Annotated in this window: 22 protein-coding genes; 9 read left to right on the forward strand and 13 right to left on the reverse strand. The window is 63.5% G+C overall.

Going from position 1 to position 25,916, the window contains the following annotated elements:
• Positions 1-5 precede the first annotated feature (5 nt).
• The 6 genes from JM946_RS24555 to JM946_RS24580 all read right to left on the reverse strand — a co-directional run bounded on the left by JM946_RS24555 (position 6) and on the right by JM946_RS24580 (position 6,621).
• Positions 6-971, reverse strand: coding sequence for an FAD binding domain-containing protein (locus tag JM946_RS24555; RefSeq protein WP_203170025.1), 966 nt, complete (start codon positions 969-971; stop codon positions 6-8).
• Between the two features lie 2 nt (positions 972-973).
• Positions 974-3,352 carry a xanthine dehydrogenase family protein molybdopterin-binding subunit gene (locus tag JM946_RS24560; protein ID WP_203170026.1) on the reverse strand — a complete coding sequence of 793 codons (2,379 nt, stop codon included), beginning with the start codon at positions 3,350-3,352 and terminating at the stop codon, positions 974-976.
• A complete protein-coding gene (locus JM946_RS24565; protein ID WP_203170027.1) occupies positions 3,349-3,906 on the reverse strand; it encodes a (2Fe-2S)-binding protein in 558 nt (185 codons plus the stop codon). Before JM946_RS24565 ends, JM946_RS24560 begins: the two co-directional genes overlap by 4 nt.
• Positions 3,907-4,023: 117 nt before the next feature.
• Entirely contained in the window at positions 4,024-5,427 is a 1,404-nt protein-coding gene (locus tag JM946_RS24570; RefSeq protein WP_203170028.1) for a TolC family outer membrane protein, read from the reverse strand.
• Positions 5,428-5,614: 187 nt separating this feature from the next.
• Positions 5,615-5,956: a rhodanese-like domain-containing protein gene (locus JM946_RS24575; RefSeq protein WP_203170029.1), complete on the reverse strand. Its 342-nt coding sequence runs from the start codon at positions 5,954-5,956 to the stop codon at positions 5,615-5,617.
• Between the two features lie 14 nt (positions 5,957-5,970).
• A complete protein-coding gene (locus JM946_RS24580; RefSeq protein ID WP_203170030.1) occupies positions 5,971-6,621 on the reverse strand; it encodes a protein-L-isoaspartate O-methyltransferase family protein in 651 nt (216 codons plus the stop codon).
• A 416-nt stretch (positions 6,622-7,037) separates the two neighbouring features.
• On the opposite strand from JM946_RS24580, the gene JM946_RS24585 reads away from it, so the two are divergent.
• Positions 7,038-9,347, forward strand: coding sequence for an EAL domain-containing protein (locus JM946_RS24585; RefSeq protein ID WP_203170031.1), 2,310 nt, complete (start codon positions 7,038-7,040; stop codon positions 9,345-9,347).
• Here the strand turns inward: JM946_RS24585 and JM946_RS24590 are convergent.
• The 3 genes from JM946_RS24590 to JM946_RS24600 form a co-directional block, all read right to left on the reverse strand.
• The gene (locus JM946_RS24590) at positions 9,344-9,748 is read right to left on the reverse strand and encodes a YbaN family protein (RefSeq protein ID WP_203170032.1); all 405 of its coding nucleotides are present in this window, start codon (positions 9,746-9,748) and stop codon (positions 9,344-9,346) included. The two genes, JM946_RS24585 and JM946_RS24590, sit on opposite strands and share 4 nt — an antisense overlap.
• A gap of 74 nt (positions 9,749-9,822) precedes the next feature.
• Positions 9,823-11,868, reverse strand: coding sequence for a sodium-translocating pyrophosphatase (locus JM946_RS24595; protein ID WP_203170033.1), 2,046 nt, complete (start codon positions 11,866-11,868; stop codon positions 9,823-9,825).
• Between the two features lie 167 nt (positions 11,869-12,035).
• A complete protein-coding gene (locus JM946_RS24600) occupies positions 12,036-13,340 on the reverse strand; it encodes a 6-phosphofructokinase (protein WP_203170034.1) in 1,305 nt (434 codons plus the stop codon).
• Between the two features lie 118 nt (positions 13,341-13,458).
• Between JM946_RS24600 and JM946_RS24605 the strand changes: the two genes are divergently transcribed.
• Positions 13,459-14,514, forward strand: a complete 1,056-nt coding sequence (locus JM946_RS24605) for an adenylate kinase (protein WP_230979963.1) — start codon at positions 13,459-13,461, stop codon at positions 14,512-14,514.
• A 455-nt stretch (positions 14,515-14,969) separates the two neighbouring features.
• Here JM946_RS24605 and rnd read toward each other — a convergent pair whose 3' ends face one another.
• Positions 14,970-16,079, reverse strand: coding sequence for a ribonuclease D (gene rnd / locus JM946_RS24610; protein WP_203170035.1), 1,110 nt, complete (start codon positions 16,077-16,079; stop codon positions 14,970-14,972).
• A 75-nt stretch (positions 16,080-16,154) separates the two neighbouring features.
• On the opposite strand from rnd, the gene JM946_RS24615 reads away from it, so the two are divergent.
• The 3 genes from JM946_RS24615 to JM946_RS24625 are packed head-to-tail and all read left to right on the forward strand — an operon-like array spanning position 16,155 to position 18,647.
• Positions 16,155-16,670 (forward strand): hypothetical protein, encoded by a 516-nt coding sequence (locus JM946_RS24615; RefSeq protein WP_203170036.1) that lies wholly within the window; start codon positions 16,155-16,157, stop codon positions 16,668-16,670.
• An 8-nt stretch (positions 16,671-16,678) separates the two neighbouring features.
• Complete coding sequence (gene mpl, locus JM946_RS24620; RefSeq protein ID WP_203170037.1) at positions 16,679-18,049, forward strand: UDP-N-acetylmuramate:L-alanyl-gamma-D-glutamyl-meso-diaminopimelate ligase; 1,371 nt, start codon at positions 16,679-16,681, stop codon at positions 18,047-18,049.
• A 16-nt stretch (positions 18,050-18,065) separates the two neighbouring features.
• Complete coding sequence (locus tag JM946_RS24625; protein ID WP_203170038.1) at positions 18,066-18,647, forward strand: LON peptidase substrate-binding domain-containing protein; 582 nt, start codon at positions 18,066-18,068, stop codon at positions 18,645-18,647.
• A 4-nt stretch (positions 18,648-18,651) separates the two neighbouring features.
• Here the strand turns inward: JM946_RS24625 and JM946_RS24630 are convergent, their stop codons facing one another.
• Positions 18,652-19,536, reverse strand: a complete 885-nt coding sequence (locus tag JM946_RS24630; RefSeq protein ID WP_203170039.1) for a CPBP family intramembrane glutamic endopeptidase — start codon at positions 19,534-19,536, stop codon at positions 18,652-18,654.
• A gap of 212 nt (positions 19,537-19,748) precedes the next feature.
• On the opposite strand from JM946_RS24630, the gene JM946_RS24635 reads away from it, so the two are divergent.
• The 3 genes from JM946_RS24635 (at position 19,749) to JM946_RS24645 (ending at position 23,281) form a co-directional block, all read left to right on the forward strand.
• Positions 19,749-20,147, forward strand: coding sequence for a hypothetical protein (locus JM946_RS24635; protein WP_203170040.1), 399 nt, complete (start codon positions 19,749-19,751; stop codon positions 20,145-20,147).
• A gap of 126 nt (positions 20,148-20,273) precedes the next feature.
• Positions 20,274-21,236 carry a glycosyltransferase gene (locus JM946_RS24640; protein WP_203170041.1) on the forward strand — a complete coding sequence of 321 codons (963 nt, stop codon included), beginning with the start codon at positions 20,274-20,276 and terminating at the stop codon, positions 21,234-21,236.
• 80 nt (positions 21,237-21,316) lie between these two features.
• Complete coding sequence (locus JM946_RS24645; RefSeq protein ID WP_203170042.1) at positions 21,317-23,281, forward strand: capsule assembly Wzi family protein; 1,965 nt, start codon at positions 21,317-21,319, stop codon at positions 23,279-23,281.
• 25 nt (positions 23,282-23,306) lie between these two features.
• Here JM946_RS24645 and hemL read toward each other — a convergent pair whose 3' ends face one another.
• A complete protein-coding gene (gene hemL, locus JM946_RS24650) occupies positions 23,307-24,575 on the reverse strand; it encodes a glutamate-1-semialdehyde 2,1-aminomutase (RefSeq protein WP_322110974.1) in 1,269 nt (422 codons plus the stop codon).
• Positions 24,576-24,793: 218 nt separating this feature from the next.
• Here hemL and JM946_RS24655 point away from each other — a divergent pair, with 218 nt between their 5' ends.
• Positions 24,794-24,958, forward strand: coding sequence for a rubredoxin (locus tag JM946_RS24655; RefSeq protein ID WP_116810406.1), 165 nt, complete (start codon positions 24,794-24,796; stop codon positions 24,956-24,958).
• 87 nt (positions 24,959-25,045) lie between these two features.
• Here JM946_RS24655 and JM946_RS24660 read toward each other — a convergent pair whose 3' ends face one another.
• Entirely contained in the window at positions 25,046-25,912 is an 867-nt protein-coding gene (locus JM946_RS24660; protein ID WP_203170044.1) for a TraB/GumN family protein, read from the reverse strand.
• Positions 25,913-25,916 lie beyond the last annotated feature (4 nt).

The raw sequence follows: 25,916 nt of genomic DNA on the forward strand, positions 1-25,916 counted from the left end.
GCAACTCAGCGAGCGGACAGAATCGTGCGTTTTACGACGGCTTTGAGTACATCGACTTTATAGGCGTTCTTGGGGAGCGGAGTCGCGGCGGCTACAGCCGCGGCGGCCGCCTCGGTTGCGGACTGCTCCGTGATCTCCCGACCCACCAATGCTTCTTCGCTAGCAACTGCACGACGTGGAGTCGGCGCTACCCAGCCGAGAACAATCTTGGCACTCGCCACGAAAGCGTCTTTCATCTGCAGCACAACTGCCACGTCACAGATGGGCCAGTCGTAACTGTCCCGCTCCGTCTGCTTGTGATAAGCACAGCGAGTGTTTGGCTGAATCGCCGGCACGCTGACGTGCGTCAGGATCTCTCCATCCGTGATGATCGTATCTCGTTCGCGCTCCATCGACGGTGGCAGCAGGAATTCTTTCAGCGCGACCGTGCGAGCAGAGCCTGCCCCCGACGCCAGATGCACGCTCGCATCGTAGGCGAGCAGGGCAGTGGCCAGCGTCGATGCATGCACCATCACCGTTTGCTCGTTCTCGAAAATCGCATGATGCTGATGCTCGCTGTACTCCGCCTTCGCGACCTGATGAAAGTGGTCGTTGCGGAAGTACCAGCAACGCGGCCGTTGCAACAAGTTGCCGCCAATCGTCGCGGCGTTACGCACTTGGGGCGTGGCGGCATGCGCTGCCGCCTCGGCTAGCGCGCGATAGTGAGATCGGATCCCTCCGTGGCGCTCGATCTCTGCCAGAGTCACCAGCGCGCCGAGCCGCATTCCCGACATGTCGATCTGCACACCGCCGAGCGCAGCAATCGATTTGAGATTGATCACGCGCGCCGGCGAGACGATACCTTCCTTCATGAGATCCAGTAAATCCATGCCGCCCGCCTTGGCGACCACAGGCTTGCGTGGCGATGTGTCCGCCAGCAGCGCCGCAGCTTCATCGATTGACCTCGCATCCACCCACTCGAAGCTTTTCATGATCACTCCGAGCGCAACGCCGCGAGCACGTTGGCAGGCGTCATTGGCAACGTATAGATGCGCTTGCCCGTGGCGTTGAAAAACGCATTGGCAACCGCAGCGGCGGTCGCGACGTTCGCGGGCTCCGCGACTCCGCGAGCGTCTGTTGAGGATTGTCCGCCGAGCAGCTCGATCAGGTGCACTTCGATCGCCGGCGTCTCGCGCGCGCCGACCATTTTGTATTGATCGATGTTTGCATTGAGCTGCACGCCCGTCGCCGCATCGAGCCGCCGATCTTCATAGAGCGCGTAGCTCACACCCTGAATCACACCGCCCAGGATCTGGCTCTCCACCAGCTTGGGATTGATCGGACGCCCGCAGTCGTGCACGGCCAGGACCCGCTCGACTTTGACCACCCCGGTCTCGGTATCAACGCTGACTTCAGCAAACTGCACGCCGCCAATCGCATGCGGGCTGATGTTCAGTTCGCCGGACTTGCGGGCGTAACCTGCATAGTCGTCACGGCGGTCCGCGCGATGAACCAACGTTTCGATGCCTGCGCGCTGTAGGGCTTCGGCAAACGCCAGCGAAGTCGCAGGATCGTCACGCTTCTCGATGCGCCCACCGCGAAACACCAGTTCCTCGGCCTTTACGTCCAACAAGGGCGCGACACGGTTCGCGATGTCACGAGCCGCTGCATAAGCCGCGTTGCGAGCCGCAGGTGTAAGTGAGCTGGTGACGCGGCTGCCGCCAGAAGGTGGGCCGGGCGGAAAGCGTGTGTCACCCACGTGGACCGTGATTTCTTCGGGCTGTAGCCCCAGTTCTTCCGCAACCACCTGCGCGAAAACTGTTCGCGTGCCGGTGCCGATGTCCTGTGTGCCGCAGAATGCATCAACCGAGCCGCTGCCGGAGATTCGCAGCTCGCACGTGGTATAGCTGTTCACGATGTAGGGCCACATCGACTGTGCCATACCTAAGCCATGTTTGATCGGGCCGGGATCACTGCCCGGTGCGCGTCGCTTTGACCATCCAAACTTTTCCGCGCCAATGCGACGTTCCGCGGCACGAGCGCGGACGTCATCCGCGTCGCGTGTGTCGATCTTGTTTCTTAGCGCCACAGGATCCATCTGCAAGCGCGCGGCCAGCGCGTCGATGGCCTGCTCGAAAGCGAATATCCCTTGCGCCTGTCCTGGGCCACGAAACGCGGCGCACGGACCGGCGTTGGTGAACACATCGTAGTGCTCGATGCTGACGTTCGGGCAGGGATACATGCTGTGCTGACACGATCCAACACCAGCGCCAGCGGCGACGCCGCCCGTGCCGAAGCTTCGCAGCTGAATGGCGGTCAGCGTGCCATCGCTTCTCGCGCCGATTTTCAGACGCTGCAAGCTGCTGGGTCGATTGCCCACCGACACATGTTCCTCGCGCCGATCCAGCACCATTCTCACCGGTGCGCGCGCTTTGCGGGACAGATGAATGGCCAATGTGCCGTAGTTACCGATGCCATACTTGGCGCCGAATCCGCCGCCGGTATAGTCGCTGACGACGCGGATCTTCTCTTCAGGCAGCTTGAAAACTTCGGCCGCTTCTTCACGCACGCTGAATACGTGCTGCGTCGATGAGTAGAGCGTCAGTTCATCATCCCGCCAATCGGCAACGATGCCGTGCGTTTCCAGCGGCGTGTGGGTTTGAACCTGCGTGCGATACTCGCCTTCGACGATAACGTCGGCCTCGCGAAAGCCACGCTCGATCTCACCTCGCGAACCGCCCTTGCTCGGACCGCGCAGATTGCCTTTTTGGGGCAGACCGCGCGGCGCGCCGCCACCGCCGGCGCTTGCGCTTTGCTCAGTCGGCCCTGGAAACACCGCAGGCGCGTCGGGCTGCATCGCGTCTTCCAGCTCGGTGACGTGGGGCAGAGGTTCGTATTCGATTCGAACCAGCCTCGCCGCAGCCTCAGCTGCTCGCGCCGAAGTGGCGGCCACTGCGGCGATTGGTTGACCGTTGAAGCGCACGAGGGGATAGCGCTCGTCGGCTTCGGCGCTGGAGTCGCGCAGCTCGGCGGCCATCAGCAACCGTTCAAGCACGTGCACGGCGCGTACGCCTGGATACTGTTCGGCGCGCGAAGTATCGATCGACTTGATGCGAGCGTGCGGCACGGTGCTGTTGATGACGCGGGTGTACAGCATGCCCGGCAGTTGCACGTCGAACGTGTATCGCGCGCGGCCGGTGACTTTCTCCAGCGCATCCATGCGCGGCGCGTTCTTGCCGACCACTTGCAGCTCAGCGTTCGTCGGCCACTCGGGCGGCTCGGTCGCGGGGACTTTGCGACTGACCGGCTGCAACGTCTCGCCGACGATGCCGGCGTGCAGGCTGCGCTGCTCGAATGATTCCGCGCTGCTCATTTCGATTCTTCGCTGCCGGCGGCGCGCATCTCGGCCGCCGCTGCCAACGTTGCTTTGAAGATGTTGGGATACGTTCCGCAGCGACACAGATGACCGGAAATGGCTGCCTGGATGTCGTCGAGTGTGCATTCCGGGTTGTTGTTCACCAGATGCGCGCAACTCATCACCATGCCGGGGGTGCAGAACCCGCATTGAAGCGCGTCGTGTTCGATGAACGCTCGTTGCACCGGATGGAGCTGATCGCCTCGAGCCAGCCCTTCGATGGTGGTGATGCTGTGGTCTCGTGCGTCGAGTGCGAGCGTCATGCAACTTGCCGCGACTTCACCGTCGATCCACACGGTGCAGGCCGAGCATGCGCCACGGTCGCAGCCGATCTTGGTTCCTGTCATCCCAAGCGCATCGCGCAGGAATTCGACGAGCGTAGTGGCGGGATCGGCGAGCGCGGTACGGACTTCGCCGTTGATGAGCAATGACAACGGCCGAGGCTCGGGCCCGAACGAGTGCGAAGTGGCTGCATTCCCGCGATCGGGCGGGCGATGAGGGGCGACGCTCATGGAGGCTCCGTCGCCATTCCTTCGGCGCAAGTTCCCTGGCGCTGCTGGGCCGGTTGCTTGACCGTAAGCAACGCTTCGGCGCCGGTGGAGTTCCGGCGCTGCGCCAGGAGCTGGATATCAGCGGGTGATGGTTCGCTCGCGCAGGAAGGAGTTGATCTCTTCCAGATCGGCGCGATCGAGCGTGCCGGTCGCCAGCTGCAGCTGTAATACGTTCAGGATGTAGTCGTAGCGGCTGCGCGCGTAGTTGGTCTGCGCTTCGAACAACTGACGTCGGGCATCGAGGACGTCGACGGTGGTGCGTGTTCCGACTTCAAAGCCGGCTTCGGTGGCCTGCAAGGCCGTCTGACTGGATTCCACCGCTTGTCGGAGCGCGCGGACGCGTGAGATTTCGCTCAACACACCGAGATACGAATCGCGAGCGAGACGCTCGGTCTCGCGATTGGCTCGCTCCAGGCGCTCACGCGCCGCTCGGTGCAGATAGACCTGCTGGCGCACGCGAGAAGAAGTCGCGCCACCGGAGTAAATGGGCACGGTCACTTGCAAGGAGATGCTGTCCGACTTGCCATCGGCATCCGCGGGAAACACCTGCGGGGCCGTGTTTGGATTCGTGACCGTACGTGTGCCGCTGTCTTCGGAGTCGGCATGGGTGGCGACGATATCGAGCGAAGGCAGGTGTCCCGCGCGTGCTACACGCACGTCCTGCTTCGCGATGTCGGTTGCTAGGCGTGCGGAGATCACCTGTAGATTCTGATCGAGCGCGGTCGTAACCCATTGCTCCTCGTTGGCCGGATTCGGGGACTCCAGCGGCATGTCGTCCACCGGCGCGGCCAGCTGATCGAACGATTCGCCGGTCAGCTCACGCAGCAGTTCGCGCGCTGTCGCGAGCGTGCGCTTCGCCTGAATCAGAGCTGCCGCGGCCTGATCGTGCGCGGCGCGCGCTTCCTGAACGTCCGTGATCGCGATTAAGCCAACCTCGAAGCGCTTTTCCGCCTGCTCGAGCTGGCGAGCGAAGGCATCCAGCGACGCTTGCGCGGCGTCGACCGTGTCTTGCGCGGCGAGCACATCGAAATAGCGAATCGAGGTGCGCTGAATCAGGTCTTGCTGCGCGAATCGATAATCCGCTTCGGCCTGCGCGACTTCCGCGTCGGCGCGTTTCAGCGTCATCCATTGATCCCACCGGAACACCGGCTGGCGCAACTGCACTTGCCAGCCGATCGTGTCGGTATCGTTCTCGGTCTGGCGGTTGACGAAAGTAGTCAGGTCCCCGTCGGTACTTGGGAACAGACTCGAGCCGTCTGACTTGAATTTCTCGGCCGAGCCGCTCGCATCGAGCTGCGGCAGCAACGCCGCCAGTGCCTGCGGCTTGGACTCGCGGCTCGCCAGGCGAAGCGCATCCGCTTCACGGATCTGTGGATCGTTCTGCAAGGCGCGTTGATAGACGGTGACCAGGTCGGCGGCATCGGCCGCGGCCGATGCGAGGATCAGACTGCAAGCGGCGATGAGCGGAGCGCGTACTTTCATCTTGTTCGTTCCAGTCCTAGGGTCGTTCGCCGATGATGACACGCTGGCGAAGTTATTAATGAGGCGGCGGCAGGGCACGAACCGGCTTTCACCATTCATGCCACAGTTCCATCCTTCCACCGCCTCCGTGTCATCCCGGGGCAGCTCACATTCATCCGGTGAGCGCGGTGGCGCTCACTTGGACGCTTCAGTAGGTCGGAATGGTTGCATCCAGCTCGCGCGACCACGCGAGGATGCCGCCGGCGACGTTGACCGTCTGAAAGCCGTTTTGTTGCAGAAACTTTGCGACTTCCAGGCTACGACGACCGGAACGGCACAGCACCGCCACTTCCTTGTTGCGATCGAGCTCGCCGAGCCGGTCGGCAACTTCGCCCATCGGAATGTGCACCACCTGTTGATCGGCCGGCACGCTGGCCACGCCGAGCTCCCAGGCTTCGCGCACATCGAGCAGGGTCAATGCATCGCCGCGCTGGCGGCGAGCCACGAATTCAGTCGGGGTGATCTCGACGATCGGTTGCGGAGTGCTCATGGTTGACGCTCCGATCAGAACACGAACGCGGACGGGCGCGGCGCATTCACCAGCGGCGCGATCACCGTTTCGAACAGGCTCACGCGCTGCCATTCACGTTCGCCGACGCGCGTGACCTGCCAGGCTTCCATCACCGGCGCCTGACCGACCACCACGAACAAGCGGCCGCCGATGCGCAGCGCTTGTTGGAAACGTTCGTCATACAACGGCAACGAACCGGTCACGGCGATCACGTCGTAGCTCGACTGCTCGGCGAGCTGCATGCCGTCCGCCGCTTCGACCGATACATTGTTGACGGCGGCGGCGAACAGGTTGCGCTGGGCCAGCTCGGCCAGCTCGGGGAAGATCTCCAGCGAGCGCACGCGCGCCGCGAGCCGACCCAGGCAGGCGCTCAGATAGCCGCTGCCGGCGCCCACTTCCAGGGCAATATCGCTGGGAGAGGGCAGCAGTGCCTGCAGAATCCGGCCTTGGATATTGGCCGGCAGCATGGTCTGGCCGTGCGGCAGCGGAATGGCGGCGTCCGCGAACGCCACGCCTTGATAGGCGGGCGGGGCGAATTGCTGCCGGGGGATCTGGCGCATGGTGTTCAAGACCCGCTCGTCGAACACCTCCCAAGCATGTACCTGGTGTTCGATCATCTGGTCGCGAGCCAACTCGATATTCATAGGCAGTTTTCGTAGACAAATCAGGCCTGGTCCGGGCCCGCGCAGGGCTGTCCGAGAGGGCTGTTTACGGCCGCCAAACAGGCGTCGCGCGGGCGGCGGCAAGGGTACGGGCTTTAATTACGTCGCACAAGAAGCGGGACGGCGCGCGCCGGCTCGCCCGAGGGCCCACTGCGACACGCGCCTGCTGGGAACCCTGAAGCGGTCTTCAGGGCCACATTCAGGCCAATATTCCACGACTTGCCACGTACAATATGGTCAATCCCCCCGGCAGATGTTGAACCGTTCGCTATGCTCTGTTCCGGATATCTAGGCACTAGTGCGCAGTTTCGATGCGCGCCTGCATCTAGCCGACATGGCGGGCTCCAGCGTGCGCTGGCCTGCTCAATCAGGGGATCGAAGGACAAGAGCGTTTCAATGTGAGTGCCCTGTTGGGGACTTTGACCTTTTCTCTCGCCGTCGCGGTCGTGCTGCTGCTGGGTTTCATCCTCTGGCGGGAGCGCCGGAGCGCGGCCTTGAGCCGCGCCGCCGGACAACTGGAGGGCATCGTGCGCTCGGGCAGATTCGCCGAGCGCATTCGCGTCACCGGGCCGGCCTCGGACTTCGCCGACAGCGCCAATCGTCTGCTCGAGCAGATGGCCATGAAGGATCTGATGATCGGCGAGCGCGAGCGCTCGCTGGTCGGGCTGCTGAGCGGGCTGCATGAAGCGGTCGCCGTGCATCGCGAGCACATCGTGTTTGCCAATGAGCGCTTCGCCGCGCTGACGGGCAGCGTTGCCGCCGAGCATCTCACCGGCAAAAAGATCGCAGACCTGCTGCATCCCGATTACACCGAGCTGGTGAGCGAGCATCTGCGTCGCTCGCTGGCCGGCGAGCCGGGCCTGGACCGCCTCGAAGTCGAGTTGCATCCCGATGCACTGGGCGGCAGCGCGCGTGCCGAGTTGTCGGCGGTGCGCATCGACTATTCGGGCGGGCCCGCGCTGTTGTTGACGATGATCGAGATGGGCCCGCGCTCCATGCCGGTGCCTCCCGCGGCACGCGGTCGCCCGACTGCGTGGGAAACGCTGGACTCGCTGGGTGAGGGCATCATCACCACCGACGTGAGCGGCCGCATCGACTACGTCAATCAAGCGGGCGAGCAACTGATCGGCGCCACTGCCGTCGACGCGCTCGGCAAAAGCATCACCGATATCATCCAGCTGCTGGACGAAGGTGACCGGCGCTCGCTCGGCGATCCGGTGCGGCACTGCCTGGCGACGCAGTCGAAAGTGACCGCCGGCCGTCGCGGCTTGATGATCTCGCGTAACGGCAGCGAAGAGCGTTCGGTGGAGCTCACCGTGACGCCATTGAAAGCCCAGAAGGGCGATCTGGTCGGCACGGTGGTCGTGGTCCGCGATGTGAGCGAACTGCGCGGCATCACCAAGCAGATGTCGTATCAGGCGAGTCACGATGCGCTGACCGGCCTGGTGAACCGTCGCGAGTTCGAGCGTCGCCTGGAAGAAGCGCTGCAAACGGCGCACACCAACGAAGCCAAGCACGTGCTGTGCTATCTCGACCTGGATCGCTTCAAGGCGGTGAACGACACCTGCGGGCACATGGCCGGCGACGGCATGCTGCGCGAGGTCGCGGCACTGATCAAAGAGACGGTGCGCGATTCGGACACTGTCGGCCGCCTCGGCGGCGACGAGTTCGGTCTGTTGCTGGTGGGCTGTCCGCTCGACAAGGCGCGCCAGATCGCCGACGACGTGGTCCGCAAGATCAGCGATTACCGCTTCGTCTGGAAGGACAAGATTTTCAACATCGGCATCAGCGTCGGGCTGATCGAGATTTCGCGCGAGAGCGGCGCGCCCGACGAAGTGATGAGCGCCGCCGACTCGGCCTGCTACGTGGCGAAGAAGCAGGGCAATCACGTGCACGTTTATTCGGCGCGCGATGAGGCGGTTGCTCGTCATCGCGGCGAGATCCAGTGGCTGCAACGCCTGCAGTCGGCGCTCAAGGACAATCGTTTCGAGCTGATGGCCCAGCCCATCATCGCTTCGACGGCGACCGAAACCGGTCCGGCGCTGGAAGTGCTGCTCAGGTTACAGGACGACACCGTGCCCGGCGGCATCTCGCCCGCGGAGTTCCTGCGCGCCGCCGAGCGCTATCGTTTGATGTCCGATGTCGATCGCTGGGTGGTGCAGACGGCGTTGACGGCACTGGGGCGTGGCGGCATTCGTCTGCCCTCGCGCCGCAGCCTCTCCATCAATCTCTCCGGTCAGACTCTCGGCGATCCGCAGTTCCTGGAGTTCGTGGTCGACGTGCTCGATCGCACCGGCGTATCGCCCAACCAGCTGTGTTTCGAAGTCACCGAGAACTCGGTGATCACCAATATCGAACATGCGCAGCGTTTCATCGGGGTGTTGCACGGCATGGGGTGCCAGTTCGCGCTGGACGATTTCGGCCGCGGTTTGAGCTCGTTCGGCAACCTGAAGAATCTGTCGCTCGATTATCTGAAGATCGACGGCACGTTCATTCGCAACCTGGCGGTGGACTCGGTGAACCAGGCCATGGTGGCGGCGATGATCAAGCTGGCGCGCACGTTGAACTTCCAGGTGATCGCCGAGCAGGTGGAAGACGCCGGCGCGCTGGATGCGGCCAAGAAAATGGGCGTCGACTTCCTGCAAGGCTTCTATCTTGGCCGGCCGCAGCCGCTGGCGCGCGTGGTGCCGGCGCGGAGCATCGGCTAATTTCCCGGTGGCTCCGGTCGGAGCCACAGCCACATCAGCACCAGCGCCATCACCGCCGTGATGGTTTCAGCGAGCCACATGCGTGTGCTGGTAAGAAACAAAATGACCGCGCACGCCGCCATCATGACGGTCGCCGCGACTTTCGAGCGACGACTGACTGCGCCGTGCCTGCGCCAGTCCCGCAGCATCTGGCCGAACAGGCGGTGGTTCTCCAGCCATCGATGAAATCGCGGTGAGCTGCGCGCCGCGGCCCAGCCGGCCATCAGGATGAACACCGTGGTCGGCAGGCCAGGGATGAAGATTCCGATGACGCCTAGCGCCACGCAAACCACGGCGAAGACCAGCAGCAGGTAGCGCGCCACCGCGGGCAGGGGACGAGCGGATTTGCTGGAGTCATCCATGGCTACAGTTTGCCAGGGCCAAACAAAAAGGGCGCAGCCAGGCTGCGCCCTTGGTATCGAAGCTGTCGCTATCTTTACAGCAGTGGCACGAGGAGCAGCGCCACGATGTTGATGATCTTGATCAGCGGGTTGATGGCCGGGCCGGCCGTATCTTTGTACGGATCGCCCACCGTGTCGCCGGTGACCGCAGCCTTGTGAGTCTCCGAGCCCTTGCCGCCGAAGTGGCCTTCCTCGATGTACTTCTTGGCGTTATCCCAGGCGCCGCCGCCCGTGCACATGGAGATGGCGACGAACAGGCCAGTGACGATCGTGCCGATCAGCAGACCGCCCAGCGCGCGAATGCCCGCGCCCGGGCCCATCAGGAAATTCATGCCGAAGGCCACGATCACCGGCACCAGAATGGGCAGCAGCGACGGCACGATCATTTCTTTGATCGCGGCACGAGTCAGCATGTCCACCGCCTTGGAATAGTCCGGCTTGGCCGTGCCCTCCATGATGCCCTTGATCTCCTGGAACTGACGGCGCACTTCCACGACCACCGAGCCGGCGGCGCGACCCACCGCTTCCATCGCCATGGCGCCGAACAGATACGGCACCAGGCCGCCGATGAACAAGCCGATGATCACGGCCGGATCGGACAGCGAGAACGTCTCCAGCTTGCCGCTCGCGTCGAGGTTGTGGGTGTAGTCGGCGAACAGCACCAGCGCCGCTAGACCGGCCGAGCCGATGGCGTAACCCTTGGTAACCGCCTTGGTGGTGTTGCCGACCGCGTCGAGTGCGTCGGTGATCTTGCGGACTTCCGGCGGCAGGCCGGACATCTCGGCGATACCACCGCCGTTGTCGGTGATCGGGCCGTATGCGTCGAGCGCCACGATCATGCCGGTCATCGACAGCATCGCGGTAGCCGCGATGGCGATGCCGTACAGATCGGCGATGTGATATGCGCCCCAGATGGCGGCGCAGACCGCGAGCACCGGCAGGGCCGTCGACTTCATCGACACGGCGAGACCGGCGATCACGTTGGTGCCGTGACCCGTCTGCGAGGCGGCAGCAACGTAACGCACCGGCGCGAACTCGGTCGCGGTGTAGTACTCGGTGATCCAGATCAACGCGGCGGTGAGCACGAGGCCGATGACCGCGCAGGCGAACAGATCGACGGCCTGTTCGCCCATCACCATGTCCGACACGAACCAGAACGCGATCAGCGCCAGCACGCCGGACACAGCGGTACCCCGATACAGCGCGTTCATGATCTTGCCGCCTTCGCGCGCCTTCACGAAATACGAACCGATGATGGAGGCGATAATGGAGACCGCGCCCAACATCAATGGATAGATGATGTAGCGAATGTCGAGAGAGCCGTCGGCGGTGGTGAACATCAACCCGCCGAGCACCATCGTGGCGACCACGGTGACGGCATATGTTTCAAACAAGTCCGCCGCCATGCCGGCGCAGTCGCCGACGTTGTCACCGACGTTATCGGCGATCACCGCGGGGTTGCGTGGATCGTCTTCCGGGATCCCGGCTTCGACTTTGCCGACCAGGTCCGCGCCTACGTCGGCGCCCTTGGTGAAAATGCCGCCGCCGAGACGCGCGAAGATGGAGATGAGCGAGCCGCCGAAGGCGAGGCCGATCAGCGAATGCAGCGCATGTTCGTCGCCGATCATGCCGCGCATGAGGGTGAAGTAACCGGCGACGCCGATCATGCCGAGACCGACCACCAGCATGCCGGTGATGGCTCCGCCGCGGAAGGCGACTTGCAGCGCGGGATTCAAACCGACGCTGGCGGCCTGCGCGGTCCGCACGTTGGCGCGCACCGAGACGTTCATACCGATATAACCGGCCAGGCCGGAGAGAATGGCGCCGACCGCGAAGCCGCCGGCGGTGGCCCAGTCCAGCGCCAGACCGAGCACGATCAACAACAACACACCGACGATCGAAATGGTGGAGTACTGACGATTCAGATATGCCTTGGCGCCGGCCTGGATCGCCGCCGCGATCTCCTGCATGCGCTCGTTGCCTGCGGGCTGCTTGTTGATCCAACCGACCGAAATTACGCCATACAGCACGGCTATTACACCGGCGCCGATCGCGAGCCAAAGCGCGATATCTGTGGACATCAACTTCCTCCCCCTTGCGGGCAATCGTTGTGAACCGAATTTTTACAGCAGGCAGATCGTCAGTAAGGCAGTTCCAATCCAGGCTGAAGGCGCGCTCAGGCACCGGCGTGCGACCGTGCAAAAGCGCGCGAGTTGAACGAAGTTAACAGCGCAAAAAACGCGCCGGACTATAGCACAAAGGGGGTGTCCAGCTTTTTCTTCACCGCTGCGTTCTTGAGCGTCACATATTGGGGCAGGCCGTCGCGATAGGGCGGGTAATCCTCGCCGCGGATTAACGGGCTCAGGTAGCGGCGTCCCTTGGCGGTGATATGGAAGCCGTCCTCGGTGATGTAGTCACGCGGCAGCATCTTCTCCTGGTTCGCCACTTTGTCGAGCGGCGCCATGCCGATCTTCCAGCGATACGGGTTCTGCGAAGCGCGCACGATGGTCGGCATCACCGAGTTGTGGCCCTTGAGCGCCAGCTCCACCGCTGCTTTGCCAACGGCGTACGCCTGTTCGACGTCCACCTTGGACGCGATGTGACGCGCGGCGCGCTGCAAGTAGTCGGCGACCGCCCAGTGATATTTGTAATTCAGCTTGGACTTCACCAGCTGTGCAATCACCGGCGCGACGCCGCCGAGCTGCGCATGACCGAATGCATCGCGCAGGCCGGCATCGGACAGGAACTTGCCCTCGGCGTTCTTGACTCCCTCGGAGACCACGATGGCGCAGTAGCCGTACTTCTCCACGCATTCCTTGACGCGCGCGCAGAACTTTTCTTCGTCGAAGGTGATTTCCGGGAACAGGATGATGTGCGGGGCGTCGCCATCCTTCTCGGCGGCGAGTCCGCCCGCGGCCGCGATCCAACCTGCATGGCGGCCCATCACTTCCATGATGAACACCTTGGTGGACGTCTTGGCCATCGAGGCCACGTCGAAGCCCGCCTCGCGGATCGATACCGCGACATATTTCGCCACCGAGCCGAAGCCCGGGCAGCAGTCGGTGATGGGCAGGTCGTTATCCACGGTCTTGGGCACGTGGATGGCCTGGATGGGGTAGCCGAGCTTGTCGGCGAGTTGCGAAACTTTCAGGCAGGTGTCGGCCGAGTCGCCGCCGCCGTTATAGAAGAAATAGCCGATGTCGTGCGCCTGGAACACTTCGATCAGGCGCTGATACTGGGCCGGGTTGTCTTCGAACTTTTTCAGTTTGTAACGCGCCGAGCCGAATGCGCCGGAGGGCGTGTGACGCAAGGCGCGGATGGCCGCGGCGGATTCCTTGCTGGTGTCGATCAAATCTTCTGTCAAGGCGCCGACGATGCCGTGCCGGCCGGCGTACACCTTGCCGATGCGGTTCTTGTTGCGGCGGCAGGCTTCGATCACGCCGGCGGCGGAGGCGTTGATGACCGCCGTGACACCGCCGGACTGGGCGTAGAAAGCATTGCGTGGGCGGGCCGAGCGGCGAGCATTCTTCTTCGGTGCAGTCTGTTTCGGCATGGTTCGACCTGTGCAATATGACCGGGCGAAATACCCCGTCCTGATGGTGCGCGAAGGATAGCGCTCGATGCTCGCTTTCTGTACCCTCCCCGGCTCTCATGGGAGGTCGGATTCAAAAATGATGCGGATCGTATTGCTGGGGGCGCCCGGTTCGGGCAAAGGTACTCAGGCGCAGCGCCTGCAGACCAAATATGGCGTGCCTCAGGTGTCCTCCGGCGATCTGCTGCGCGACGCGGTGGCGCGCGGCACCGAGCTTGGCAAACAAGCCAAGTCGGTCATGGACGCCGGTCAGCTGGTGTCCGATGACATCGTGCTCGGTCTGATCCGCGAGCGCCTGAGCCGCCCCGACGCCGCCAACGGTTTCATCCTCGACGGCTTCCCCCGCAACAGCGAACAGGCCAATGCGCTGAACGCCCTGCTCGAAGAGCTCGGCCAGCCGTTGGATGCGGTGCTGCTGCTGGACGTGCGCAACGAAACGTTGATGCAGCGCCTCGCCGGACGTCGTGTGTGCCCGAAGTGCGGCACGGTTTACAACGTGCATACGCTGCCCGAAGGCGTGACCAGCTGCGAGAAGGACGGCACCGAGTTGTATCAACGTCCCGACGATAAGGAAGAAGTGATCGGCAAGCGCCTGGCTGTGTACGACCAGCAGACCAAGCCGCTGATCGAGCACTATTCCAAGCTCGGCCTGCTGCGCAAAGTCGCCGGCGAAGGCGAGCTCGAAGAAGTGTCCGAGCGCATGGAAGCCGCGGCGCTGGCCAAGCCCGTGCCGGCTTCCAAGGTCAAACTCACCAAGTCATCCCCCAAGTCATCCAAGCCTGCGACCAAGTCGTCTGCACGCGCCTCGGCTGCCAAGTCGGCCAAACCCGCGGCTGTGAAGAAAGGTGCGGCGAAGAAAGGCGCGGCGAAGAAGGGCGCGGCGAAGAAGGGCGCCAAGGTCGGCAAGAAAGCGCCGGCGAAGACTCCAGCCAAGAGCAAGTCGTCCGCCAAGTCGTCCACCAAGAGCAAAGCCGCCGCCAAGCAGCGCTCAGCGGCCAAAGGCAAAGCTCCGCGGAAGACGCCGGCCACCAAAGGCACGCTCTCGCGCAAATCTTCGAAGCGCCCCGCCGCTCGTGGCGCCTCCAAGAAGCCCGCCTCCAAAGCCGCCGGCCGCAAAGCCCGCGCCAAGAAATAACCCGCGTCCACCGGCACGAAGATCGTCCGCAGTTCTACTTCCGCACCGACGTGACGGGTGCGGTGGCGTCCCGGCGTGATGTCACTCGGTGCCGCGCCAAGCGCGGCCCCCAACAGTGCGTGGTAACGCCAGCGCGTCCGCCCCGACACTGCGTGGTAACGCCAAGCGCGTGACGCTCAAGTCGCGGTGCCAGCAGGCGCGCGTAGAAACGCGCGTTGGGAGTGTCTTTCACTCCGGCTGCGCGAGGCGCGCGGAAACGCTCGAGTCCCTGCGTCAGCTTGGAAGACGTGGAAGCGTGGACGCGTGCAAGGCGTGGAAGGCGTGGAAGGCTTGGAAGGCTTCCAAGGCTTGGAAGCGCGTTGGAGGCGTCTTGACTCCGACCCGCGCGAAGCGCGGAAAAGAAAAAAAACAAATCTTCTTGCCGAGCGACGCGCGAGAGCGCGGAGACGAGGCGCTCAGGTCGCGCCTTGCAGCCCGGCGATCAAGCGATCGCCGATGACGTCTTTGCGCCAGCCGGTGCTCAGACGATCGGTGCGACGCGAGAAAACCAGCTGCTCCACGTCTCGGCGAGTGGCGAGGATCTCGGGGCTGACCTTCAACTCTTCCGCGGTAGTCCGCGCGATGTTCATGAGCTTGGTCACCATGGCCAGCTGCTGAGGCTCCGGACGGGGCGGCACGAATGAAGCCGGCTCGCCAGCGCCCAGTTCGATACCGCGCGCCACCAAAGCGACCAACTCGTCGCCGCGACGGCGAGCGATGCCACCGGGCAGGGTACGGATGTTTTCCAGATCCTGGATGCTGCCAGGCAGCCGTTCGGCGATTTCACGCAGGGCATCGTCCGCCAGGATCCAACCGCGAGGCTTGTCGTGTTTGATCGCCGTTTCCTCGCGCCAATGCGCGAGCAACTTCGCCGTGGCGCGCTGTTCGGGCCGCAGGCGGTCCAGACCTTTCAATCGTTTCCAGGCCGCCTCCGGCTCGGTGCGATGGAGGGACGGAAGCTCCAGCTCGCGTGTCTCCTCGAACAACCAGGGCGTGCGCCCAGCTTCTTCCAGCGCGTCGCGCAGATTGAGATACAACGGCACCAGATAGCGCACGTCGTCTTCGGCGTACTGCAGTTGTTCCGGGCTGAGCGGCCGCCGCGACCAATCGGTGCGCGTATGACCTTTCTCGAGCTGTTGCCCGAGGCGCGCCGCAACCAGTGCGCCGTAGCCGATCTGCGCCGGCTGACCAAGCAAGGCAGCTGCGATCTGGGTATCGAAGATCGGCCCGTTGAGCGCGCCGCGCATGGCGACCGACAACACTTCCAGATCCTGGCGCGCGGCGTGTAACACTTTGGTCCGGGCGCGGTCATTCAGGAAATTCCACAGCGGCTGCAAGTCCGGCACCGCCAGCGGATCGATCAGCACGCAGTGAGCGGGCGTCGCCACCTGCACCAGGCACAGCTTGGGAAAATAAGTGCTCTCGCGCATGAACTCGGTGTCCAGCGCGACGAAATCGGCATCGGTGAGCCGTTCGAGCGCTTGTAGAAGTTCAGCGGACGTGGTGACGGGTTGGGCGGCTGGCATGGGCGTGCGTGTACAATTCGTCGCATTATAGGGGAGTCGCCGCCGACACTTGCCGCTGCAACACGCGTTTCGCTCATGGTCATTTTGCGATTTCTGCAAAGCTTCCTCGACATCGCGCTCTGGCGAAAGGGACCGCAGGACCTGCCGGCGTCGACCTTGCTGGCGACACTGGCGCTGATCGCCTACATGGCGACCGGTTTCGTGCGCATGCGGCTGTTCACCCTGGATCAGTCCACCGCGCTGCTGTTCATCTGCGTCGACGTGATGATGATGGGCGCCTGGCTGTGGCTGGTGCTGGCGTTCTTCGGGCGCCGTCAGCGTTTCGTGCAGACCATCACGGCCACGCTCGGCGTCGGGCTGCTGGTGCTGCTGCTGGATGTGACTTTTCGCTCGGCGCAGCTCGCGCTCGGCTGGAGCGACGAGCTGTCGATGAACTGGCTGATGCTGCGTTTCCTGATCACTGCGCTGGTGCTGGGGCGCATCTTCATGCTGGCGCTGGATCGCGGCCTGATCACCGGCATGGCGCTCACCGTGGCCATCGTTTATTCAACTCAGGCGGTCGTGCAGCTGATGCTCGATCTGCGCGGATAGTCCACCACATGCACGTTCACATTCTTGGCGTTTGCGGCACCTTCATGGGCGGCATCGCGGCGCTGGCGCGCGCCTCGGGTCATCGGGTGACCGGCTCGGACCAGAGCGTCTATCCGCCCATGTCCGACCAGCTCCGGGAGCTGGGCATCGAGATCATCGAAGGCTACCAGCCCGAGCAGCTCAAACTGCAGCCCGACATCGTGGTGGTCGGCAACGTCATGAGCCGCGGCAATCCGCTGATCGAGGCGCTGCTGGAAAGCGATATCCCCTACACCTCCGGTCCGGAATGGCTGGCGCGGCACGTGCTCCACAAGCGCTGGACCCTGGCGGTCGCCGGTACGCACGGCAAAACCACGACTTCCAGCATCCTGACCTGGCTGCTCGAGTACGGCGGGCTCGATCCGGGCTTTTTGATCGGCGGTGTGCCCGGCAATTTCAATGTGACCGCGCGCATCGGCGGCGGCCAGCACTTCGTGGTCGAGGCGGACGAATACGACACCGCTTTCTTCGACAAGCGTGCCAAGTTCGTTCACTACCGGCCACGCACCGCCATCCTCAACAATCTCGAGCACGACCACGCCGATATCTATCCCGACGTGGCGTCGATTCAGTGGCAGTTCCATCAGCTGATGCGCATGGTGCCGCGGCACGGGCTGGTGGTCGCGAACGCCGGCGACGCGAATGTGATGCACGTGATCGACATGGGCTGCTGGACGCCCGTCGAGCGCTTCGCCAGCGGACTACATGGCGACACGGCGTGGTACACGCTCGCGCCCACGGGCGGCGACTACAGCACTTTCTCCATCATGCAGGGGAACGAACTGCGAGGAGAGGTGAGCTGGTCGATGATGGGGCGTCACAATGCCGAGAACGCATTGGCTGCCGTCCTTGCCGCGCGCGGCGCGGGCGTATCGATCGAGACGTCAGTCGCTGCTTTGAGGGAATTCCAGGGCGTGCGCCGGCGCATGGAAGTGCGCGGTGTGGTCAATGGCATCACGGTCTATGACGATTTTGCGCACCACCCCACCGCGGTGGCGACGACCATCGACGGTTTGCGAAGAAAGATCGGCTCATCGCGGCTGATCGCGGTGCTCGAGCCGCGTTCCAACACCATGAAACTGGGCACGCACTCGGCCGCTCTGGCAGGCGCGTTGTCCCAGGCCGACCATGTATGGATGTATCAAGGGCCGAATGTCACCTGGGATGTGGCCGGTTCGGTGGCCACGCTGGGTAAGCGAGCGCAGACTGTGCGCGATCTGGATGAACTGATCGGCTCGCTGGATCGTTCACTGGTGAGCGGCGATCACGTGCTTATCATGTCCAATGGCGGCTTCGGCGGTATTCACGGCAAATTGCTGGACCGGCTGCGGAAGCGTTGAGTCGCAAGGAGGACTCATGTCGGTGGTCCTGCCTTTGTTTCCGCTGAACACGGTGTTGTTCCCGGGCGGTCCGTTGCGTCTGCGTATTTTCGAGCCGCGCTATCTGGACATGGTGAGTCGCTGCATGCGGGAGAGCAGCAACTTCGGCGTTGCGCTGATCACCGAAGGCCGCGAAGCGGGCGGAACGGCGCGGACCACGTCGATAGGCACTACCGCACGCATCGTGGATTTCGAGCGCCTCGATGATGGATTGCTCGGCATCACCGCCCGCGGCGAGCAGCGATTCAGCATTCTCGAGGTGAAGACGCAGGGCGATGGCTTGAACATCGCCAATGTGAGTCTTTTGCCCGACGAGCCGGCGATGGAGATCCCCGAGGACCTCGGCATTCTGGCCGAGCTGCTGAAGCAGGCGTTCGTGCAGGTGGGCGCCGCTTACGGCGAGGATCCGCCCATGTTCGAGAACGCCAGCTGGGTGGGCATGCGGCTCGCGGAGATCCTGCCGTTACCCATGCCGGAAAAGCAGCAGTGTCTGGAAATGGACCACGCCGTGGACCGCTTACGGTTGTTACGCGAGCGTCTGGATATCCGCCAGGCCTGAGTAGTTACGCCTCGCGTCTGCGCCCCGAAAAAACACGGTTCCACACAATGAAGGCTGCTGCAATCATCGTGAACCAGACGAGCGCCGCCCATCCGATGACGCCGTCGTACGAGCCCACCAACATGGCCATCTCGGCCTCAGGATTCACGCGCGTCGCCTGACGGAGCACGGCGATAAACGCGACGCCGGCGGCGTGCAGACCGATGCAACCGGCAATGGCGCCGGTGCGCAGTCGGACCAGGGCGAACAGCACGCCCAGCATGGTCAATGCGACGAACGAATCCGCGAACGTCAGTGGCTCCACGTACCGTTCGAACAACTTGCTCAACACCTCGAAGCCGTGAACCCATGACACCTCTTCGGGAGGGACGCGCAGCTTGCCGCCAAGGAAGTGCAGAGATGCATACAACACGCTGGGAGCGATGATGGCCGCCGCCGCGCCGGAAGTGCGTGAGACGGCAGTAAACAATACCCCGCGGAAGAATGTTTCTTCGATGAATGCGACTGTGAGTCCCGTCAGCAAGCCGCTCACGATCAATCCCAGCCACGCGCCGTCGAAGTCGGGTTTCACTTCACGGATGTCGAGTCCGAGCAGCAGCGCGGTGAGAGGAAACATCAGTCCCACGCCGCACACGAAACCCACGCCCATTTGTTTCAAGAATCGAGGGCGCGGCAGGCCATAGCCGAGCGATTCTTTATCGGAGAGCCCGAGCCGACGCGTCAGCACCACCAGTCCGATCAGCGCCAGCAGCATGGCGATGCGATGCATGACCCGGTGGACGGGCTCGATGGAAATCAGACTCACCAGCCACCAGGCCGGATACGTGAGCACGGCCGCCACCACCAGCGAGCCCCCCAGCAGGGCGACGAACAAAGCAAAGGCGCGCACGGCTCAGCACTCCATGACCGGTCGGCGCGCGCGAAGCCGCGGCATTTCTCGATGAATCGCCAGATATGCGGCGCTTTTGCGCACGGCCCACGCGCTTACACTGCAGTCAACCTCGCAGCTACGTGCTACGAGGCGAGAGAAATTCACATTCATCGAGAGCAGATTCATCAAGAGCTCAGTGATCGAGCCGAAGCTTTCTGGAGAACGACATCATGGATGACAACAAGGCCCTGGCCATCGTGTCCGCGCTGGCGAACGGCGTCAACCCGCAGACTGGCGAGATGTTCGAGGTCGACTCGCCGTATCAGTCGGTTGACGTGATTCGCGCATTGTATGCGGCCGTGCGCGCGTTGGAGGCCACCGCGCGCACCAAGTCTCGCGCCAATCGCGGCCGCATGCCCGCCAACGCCGGCAAGCCGTGGACCGAACAGGAGGATCGCGAGCTGCTGGAGAAATTCGATTCGGGCCATTCGGTGCCCGAGCTCGCGCAGGCGCACGACCGCACGCTGGCCGGCATTCAGGCGCGGCTGGAACGCCACGGTCGCGTGCAGGTCCAAGGTCTGCAGTGGCGTGGGCGTAGTTCACAGGCCGAAAATCAAGCTGCACGCTGACATCGATGCTCGGGGCCTCGGCCGCTAGAATGGCGCCCGAGGCCCAACGGCCGCGAGCAGTCAGGTCGGCGGATACACGTGCAGAAACCAGCGGCAACTCCTTACAAGATCCGGATTATCGGTAAAATGAACGGCGTCGGACTGACGCGCGACATCAAGCTGCTGAGCGATTGCCTGCGCCAGGACGGCCATGAGGTGAGCGTGCAGGCCATCGACGCCGCTGCCGCCGGCCGCCGGCGCTCACGTCTGCATCAATTGGGCTTGCAGCTGAAACTGGCCGGGTCGCGCGCCGCGGCGGACGTCGATCTGAACATCATGCTGGAGCATGTCTGGGCCGAGTTCCTGCCACGGGCCAGGCGCAACGCCGTGGTGCCCAATCCTGAATGGTTCGATCGTAACGACGTCCGCTTTCTGCGACACGTCGATCACGTCTGGGCCAAGACCCGGCATGCCGTCGACATTTTTCAACGCCTCGGCCGGCACACGCTGTTTCTGAGCTTCGACAGCGAAGATCGCTATCGTCCGGAGGTGCCGCGCGAGCGACGTTTCTTTCATCTCGCCGGCAAGAGCACCATGAAGGGCACCGATCGGCTGCTGCGCCTGTGGGCGCAACGACCGGATTGGCCGACGTTGACCGTGATCGAGCACTGTCGCGACGTGCATGCGCCGGAGATCGAGGCGGCCAACATCGAGCGCCGTGAAGGCTATCTCAGCGAAGACGAGCTGCTCGAGCAGCAGAACGCATGCATGTTCCATGTCTGTCCGTCGCTGTCGGAGGGCTGGGGGCACTACATCGTCGAAGCGCTCAGCGTTGGCGCCGTGGTGTTGACGGTCGCGGCGCCGCCGATGGACGAGCTGGTCGCCGAAGATCGAGGGCTGCTGGCGCCGTACGAGCAGGTCGGCGAGCAACGTCTTGCGAGCACTTATTACTTTTCCACCGCGGGCCTGCAGGCCGCGATCGATCGAGCGCTGGCCATGAGCGACCAGGAATGGTCGCGCCTGTCGAGCAACGCGCGCCGCTGGTTCGAGAACAATCGATGCGACTTTCCGCTGCGGGTGAGATCGGCCCTGCGCGAGTCGGTACAATAAACAAGAATCGTCACATCGAGCACGCCGACACGAGTTGGCCCGGGGTTGGCCGAGGTTGGAATGAACGCGCAGGTGCAGGTTTGAGCAGCAGTCGAATTGTCCGGCTCACCGTGTTGGTGGCCGCCGGATTGCTATCTGGCGAGGCGTTGGCGCGAGGCCCCAGCCCATATCTGCCACTGAATCTTTCCCCGGAGATCGAGCGTGAGATCGATCGGGTGCTGCTGCTGGCGGGCCGTCCTGTCGTGCGCCGTCCGATCGCGGCCGCCGTGGTGCTGGATGCGTTGCCCGCGGCGTGCCGGCTGGACGCTGTGCTCTGCGAGCGGGTGCGCACTTATCTGCGGGCTTATACCGACCGTTACGGAGTGACGCACGCCAGTGTCGAAGGCGGTTCGACGCGCGATTCGAACAAGACGTTGCCGAATCGCCGCGGCATGGCGGCTGAAGATGAATGGGCGGCGTCGGTGGCCGGTCAGTTTCGCGTTCACGATTTCGTGCAGTTGCAGTTGGGCGGCGTCGCCTATCCTGGCGAAACCATGCCTTCAGGCTCCTGGCTCAGCGTGGGCAGCCAGTATCTGCAGGTCGACGTGGGCTTCCGCGAGCATTGGTGGTCGCCGATGAGCGACAGCGCCATGCTCATCGGCACGCAGGCGCCCACCATGCCTAGCGTGACGGTGTCGAACTACAAGCCATTGACCGGTCTGAATGTGACTTATGAAGCGTTCATGGCGCGCATGTCGCATGTCGACGGCTTGCCCTTCCAGGACCGCACCACCAGCGGCAAGCCGCGCCTGGCCGGTTTGAACGTGAGCATCGAACCGCTGCCGGGATGGTCGTTGGGCGCCAGTCGACTGCTGCAGTATGGAGGCGGCGAGCGCTCCGACTCGTTCAGCGATCTGCTCAACGCGTTCTTACGGCCGACCCGTTACGACAACATCAGCGAAGATCTGACCGTCGCGGATCAGTTCGGCAATCAGGTGGCGGCCGTGACCAGCAAGTTCCTGGTGCCGGCGCGGCGCCCGTTTTCGATTTACTTCGAGTATGCCGGTGAAGACGGCTCGCGCTCCGAAGGCTGGCGACTGGGCAACGTCTCGCTGTCGGCCGGGATCGATATTCCGCGCTTCTGGAATCGCTTCGATCTGACGTATGAGGTCTCCGATTGGCAGAACCTCTGGTACGTGAGTGGCGTGTATCCCGATGGCACTTCCAACGACGGGCACGTCATCGGTCATTGGGGCGCCGACGATCGCATCGCGCGCGACGCGGTCGGCGCGCAAAGTCACATGCTGCGGATCGGCTGGGCCGCTCCGTTCGGCGGGTTGTTCGATCTGCGTTATCGGACTCTGCAGAACGAGGATTACGGCCTTGGCGATTACCAGCGCGAGCACGATGTCTCGCTGCGATATTCGCGCAGCGTTAGCGATTTCGTCTATGGCGCCGAGGTCAACGTCGGTCGCGACGTGTTCGGCGAAGACTTCAATCGACTGGTGGCCTTCGTGCGCTATTCGCCGGGCGCTAGAAACGAATTCGCTGGCGCGATGGAGCCGCTTCCCGAACAAGCCACGCGCCACGTGGACATCTTCGTCGATGCCGGTGTCAACGCCACGCGCGTCGAATTCGATCCTTCCGACCGCGTGACGCCCATCGACAAGAACTCCGCCGTTGGTGCACACGTCGGTGTCGGCGTTCGCCGCGCAGTGACGTCGCGCAGCGATTTTGGCGTGCGCGTCGAGATGGACGATTTCGATGGCATGACGGCGCTCGGCGTACGAGCCATCGACTATCGTTACAATCTCACGCGTCGTTTCTCAGTCGGTGCTTTTGCCGGCGCCATGCGCTTGGATGCGGAGACTGCGGCGTACGGCTATTACGGCGGCGTCAACGCACAACTGCGCGACGTGCTGCCTCGCTTCGATCTCAACCTCGATCTGCGCGCTTCGGACAAGATCGCCCGCGACGTGCTGCTAACGAGCGATCCCGCCAGCACGTGGGGCGATGTCATCTATCAGATCGAGAGCGCCAGCCTGTATCTGAGCTACCGGTTCTGACCCGCAACGATCTCGCGCGCCTGGCCTAAAGCGTTGCGAATACTTTCTTGGCGGCGGCCACGGTGGCGTCGATGTCGGCGGGCGTATGGGCCGCTGAGATGAAGCCGGCTTCGAACGCCGAGGGGGCGAGATAGACGCCTTCGGCGAGCATGCCGTGGAAGAAACGTTTGAAGCGCTCCACGTCGCAAGCCATCACTTCGCGGAAGTAACGCACCGGGCTCTTGTCCGTGAAGAACAGACCGAACATGCCGCAGACGTGATTGGTGGACAGAGCGATGCCGGCCAGCTTGGCGGCGTGTCGCAGGCCTTCCATCAATTGCGTGGTGCGCTCGGCGATCTGCTCGTAGAACTGCGGCTGATCCAGCAGTTCGAGCGTTGCGAGGCCCGCGGCCATGGCGACGGGATTGCCGGACAGCGTGCCGGCTTGGTACACGGGACCGAGCGGCGCGATCTTTTCCATGATGTCGCGGCGTCCGCCGAAGGCGCCGACCGGCATGCCGCCGCCGACGATCTTGCCGAGCGTGGTCAGATCCGGACGAATGTTATAAAGCGCTTGAGCGCCGCCGCGCGCCACGCGAAAGCCCGTCATCACTTCGTCGAAAATCAGCACCGCGCCGTGCTGATCGCACACCGCGCGCAATGTTTCCAAAAAGCCCGGGACAGGCGGCACGCAATTCATGTTGCCGGCGACGGGCTCGACGATGATGCAGGCGATCTGATCGCCGCTGTCGTTGAACAGCTGCTGCACCTGGGCGATGTCGTTGTAAGCCAGCGTGATGGTCTGCGCCGCGAATTCCTTGGGCACGCCGGGGGAGGTGGGCACGCCGAACGTGAGCGCGCCAGAGCCGGCTTTCACCAGCAGCGAATCGGAGTGACCGTGATAGCAACCCTCGAATTTCACGATCTTGTCGCGACCGGTGAAGCCGCGCGCCAGGCGGATGGCGCTCATGGTGGCCTCGGTGCCTGAGTTCACCATGCGAACCAGCTCCACCGACGGCATGATCTCGCAGATCCGCTGAGCGAGCTTGGTCTCGATGCGCGTGGGCGCGCCGAACGACAGGCCCAGCGCGGCGCGCTCCTGCACGGCGCGAATCACATTGGGATGGGCGTGGCCCAGAATCATGGGTCCCCACGAGCCGACGTAGTCGATGTAACCCCGATCGTCCTGATCGAACACGCGCGCGCCCGCGGCTCGCTCGATGAAAACGGGCTCGCCGCCCACGCCACGAAAAGCGCGGACGGGAGAGTTCACGCCGCCTGGAATGTAGCGGCTGGCATCGGAAAATAGCGACACGGGAGGCTCCGGAAGCGACTCGAGCGCGCAGTGTAAGGCATCAGAACAAATCGCAGGATGCCCGAATGTGACGGGCAGGACGCGAATGCAGCGGGCACATGGACGTGCAGGAGCTGCCCGCGAGCGCCGGGACGCGCAGCAGCGGCCTCCCATCGCCGGCGTCAGTTCCCTATAATCCGGCCCCTTGTTTCACTCTCGATCGAAGCCGGCGCTGCGAAATGAAAGCCTACATGTGCGTGATCTGCGGTTACGTCTACGAAGAAGAAAAAGGCGATCCCGCATCCGGAATTGCTGCCGGCACGCGCTGGGACGATGTGCCGCTGTCGTGGCGCTGCCCGGACTGTGGCGCGGGCAAGGAAGACTTCGAGATGGTCGAGGTCTGAGCCAGTAGTCGGCTGATGGGGAACGGGGGTTGGAACGGAAAAAGACCGTCTCTTTCTGGCCAACAGCCAACGACCCACAGCCAACGACTAATGCTGAGTGACCTTGTGGCCTTTGCCTTCGAGTAATTCCACCAGGCTGTCTTTACCCACCAGGTGCAGCGTGCCGACCACCACCAGATAGTCGTCTTTGTCATCGAGCAGTTGCTCCACCTGACTCACCCAGCGGCGATTGCGGTCGGTGGTCAGCGGCCGGTACAGATCCGGATATTGCTCGAATCCCTCCGCCAGCAGGTCCGCCAGCGCTTTGCTGTCGCCGCGGCGCCAGGCAGATAGCAGCTCGTCGATCTCCTCGGCGATCCGATCCGCATCGTCGATGCTGTAGAGCAGGAACTCGCGCTGCTGAGGAGCCGGCAGCCCGGCCAGCATGCCGAGTTGCTCGCGCAATGTTTCCAGTCCGTGGATCGGCTTCTTGTCCGCCACCGCGCGCGTAGTGAAGCGCTGCTCGATGCCGGAATCCGGCGCCAGCCCCATTTTCATCAGTTGCAGCTGGACCAGCGTCATGGCCGCGAACCAGGGCTGGAAGCGATTGAGCAGCGCCGGGTCGATGCCGACGTCCTGCGCGCGTGTCGCCAGCCGTGAGTAGGTCTCTTTGCCGAGTTGCTGTTCGAGCGACTGACCGGCTGGCAGCATGCCGAGCTCGAGCGTGACCTGCTGGGTTTCGGCCGGATCGAGATCGTCCATGTCGATCTCCATCAGCAGCACTTCGCTGTCCTCGTAGGCCTGCTCGAGCGCCGCGGGCAGGCGTTCGGACTTGCTCAAGAAATGCACCGAGCCCAGCAGATAGACGGTGTTGCTGCGGCCCTTGAGCGACCACAGGCTGTGTTGCTGCTGGTCGGCGGCGCCCGCGCCGGCGCTGAACCACAGCGCGCACAGCGCGACAAGTATTTTTTTCATTCGT

This window comes from Steroidobacter gossypii (assembly GCF_016801985.1).
Lineage (GTDB): Bacteria > Pseudomonadota > Gammaproteobacteria > Steroidobacterales > Steroidobacteraceae > Steroidobacter > Steroidobacter gossypii.

What these genes read in the sequence shown, in the direction of transcription:
- JM946_RS24595 (WP_203170033.1), bottom strand. Translation starts at nt 11,868, where the DNA reads ATGTCCACAGATATCGCGCTTTGGCTCGCGATCGGCGCCGGTGTAATA.
- JM946_RS24615 (WP_203170036.1), top strand. Translation starts at nt 16,155, where the DNA reads ATGGTCATTTTGCGATTTCTGCAAAGCTTCCTCGACATCGCGCTCTGG.
- JM946_RS24605 (WP_230979963.1), top strand. Translation starts at nt 13,459, where the DNA reads ATGATGCGGATCGTATTGCTGGGGGCGCCCGGTTCGGGCAAAGGTACT.
- rnd (WP_203170035.1), bottom strand. Translation starts at nt 16,079, where the DNA reads ATGCCAGCCGCCCAACCCGTCACCACGTCCGCTGAACTTCTACAAGCG.
- JM946_RS24655 (WP_116810406.1), top strand. Translation starts at nt 24,794, where the DNA reads ATGAAAGCCTACATGTGCGTGATCTGCGGTTACGTCTACGAAGAAGAA.
- JM946_RS24555 (WP_203170025.1), bottom strand. Translation starts at nt 971, where the DNA reads ATGAAAAGCTTCGAGTGGGTGGATGCGAGGTCAATCGATGAAGCTGCG.
- JM946_RS24565 (WP_203170027.1), bottom strand. Translation starts at nt 3,906, where the DNA reads ATGAGCGTCGCCCCTCATCGCCCGCCCGATCGCGGGAATGCAGCCACT.
- JM946_RS24600 (WP_203170034.1), bottom strand. Translation starts at nt 13,340, where the DNA reads ATGCCGAAACAGACTGCACCGAAGAAGAATGCTCGCCGCTCGGCCCGC.
- JM946_RS24640 (WP_203170041.1), top strand. Translation starts at nt 20,274, where the DNA reads ATGAACGGCGTCGGACTGACGCGCGACATCAAGCTGCTGAGCGATTGC.
- JM946_RS24580 (WP_203170030.1), bottom strand. Translation starts at nt 6,621, where the DNA reads ATGAATATCGAGTTGGCTCGCGACCAGATGATCGAACACCAGGTACAT.
- JM946_RS24560 (WP_203170026.1), bottom strand. Translation starts at nt 3,352, where the DNA reads ATGAGCAGCGCGGAATCATTCGAGCAGCGCAGCCTGCACGCCGGCATC.
- mpl (WP_203170037.1), top strand. Translation starts at nt 16,679, where the DNA reads ATGCACGTTCACATTCTTGGCGTTTGCGGCACCTTCATGGGCGGCATC.
- JM946_RS24625 (WP_203170038.1), top strand. Translation starts at nt 18,066, where the DNA reads ATGTCGGTGGTCCTGCCTTTGTTTCCGCTGAACACGGTGTTGTTCCCG.
- JM946_RS24660 (WP_203170044.1), bottom strand. Translation starts at nt 25,912, where the DNA reads ATGAAAAAAATACTTGTCGCGCTGTGCGCGCTGTGGTTCAGCGCCGGC.
- JM946_RS24590 (WP_203170032.1), bottom strand. Translation starts at nt 9,748, where the DNA reads ATGGATGACTCCAGCAAATCCGCTCGTCCCCTGCCCGCGGTGGCGCGC.
- JM946_RS24575 (WP_203170029.1), bottom strand. Translation starts at nt 5,956, where the DNA reads ATGAGCACTCCGCAACCGATCGTCGAGATCACCCCGACTGAATTCGTG.
- JM946_RS24570 (WP_203170028.1), bottom strand. Translation starts at nt 5,427, where the DNA reads ATGAAAGTACGCGCTCCGCTCATCGCCGCTTGCAGTCTGATCCTCGCA.
- JM946_RS24635 (WP_203170040.1), top strand. Translation starts at nt 19,749, where the DNA reads ATGGATGACAACAAGGCCCTGGCCATCGTGTCCGCGCTGGCGAACGGC.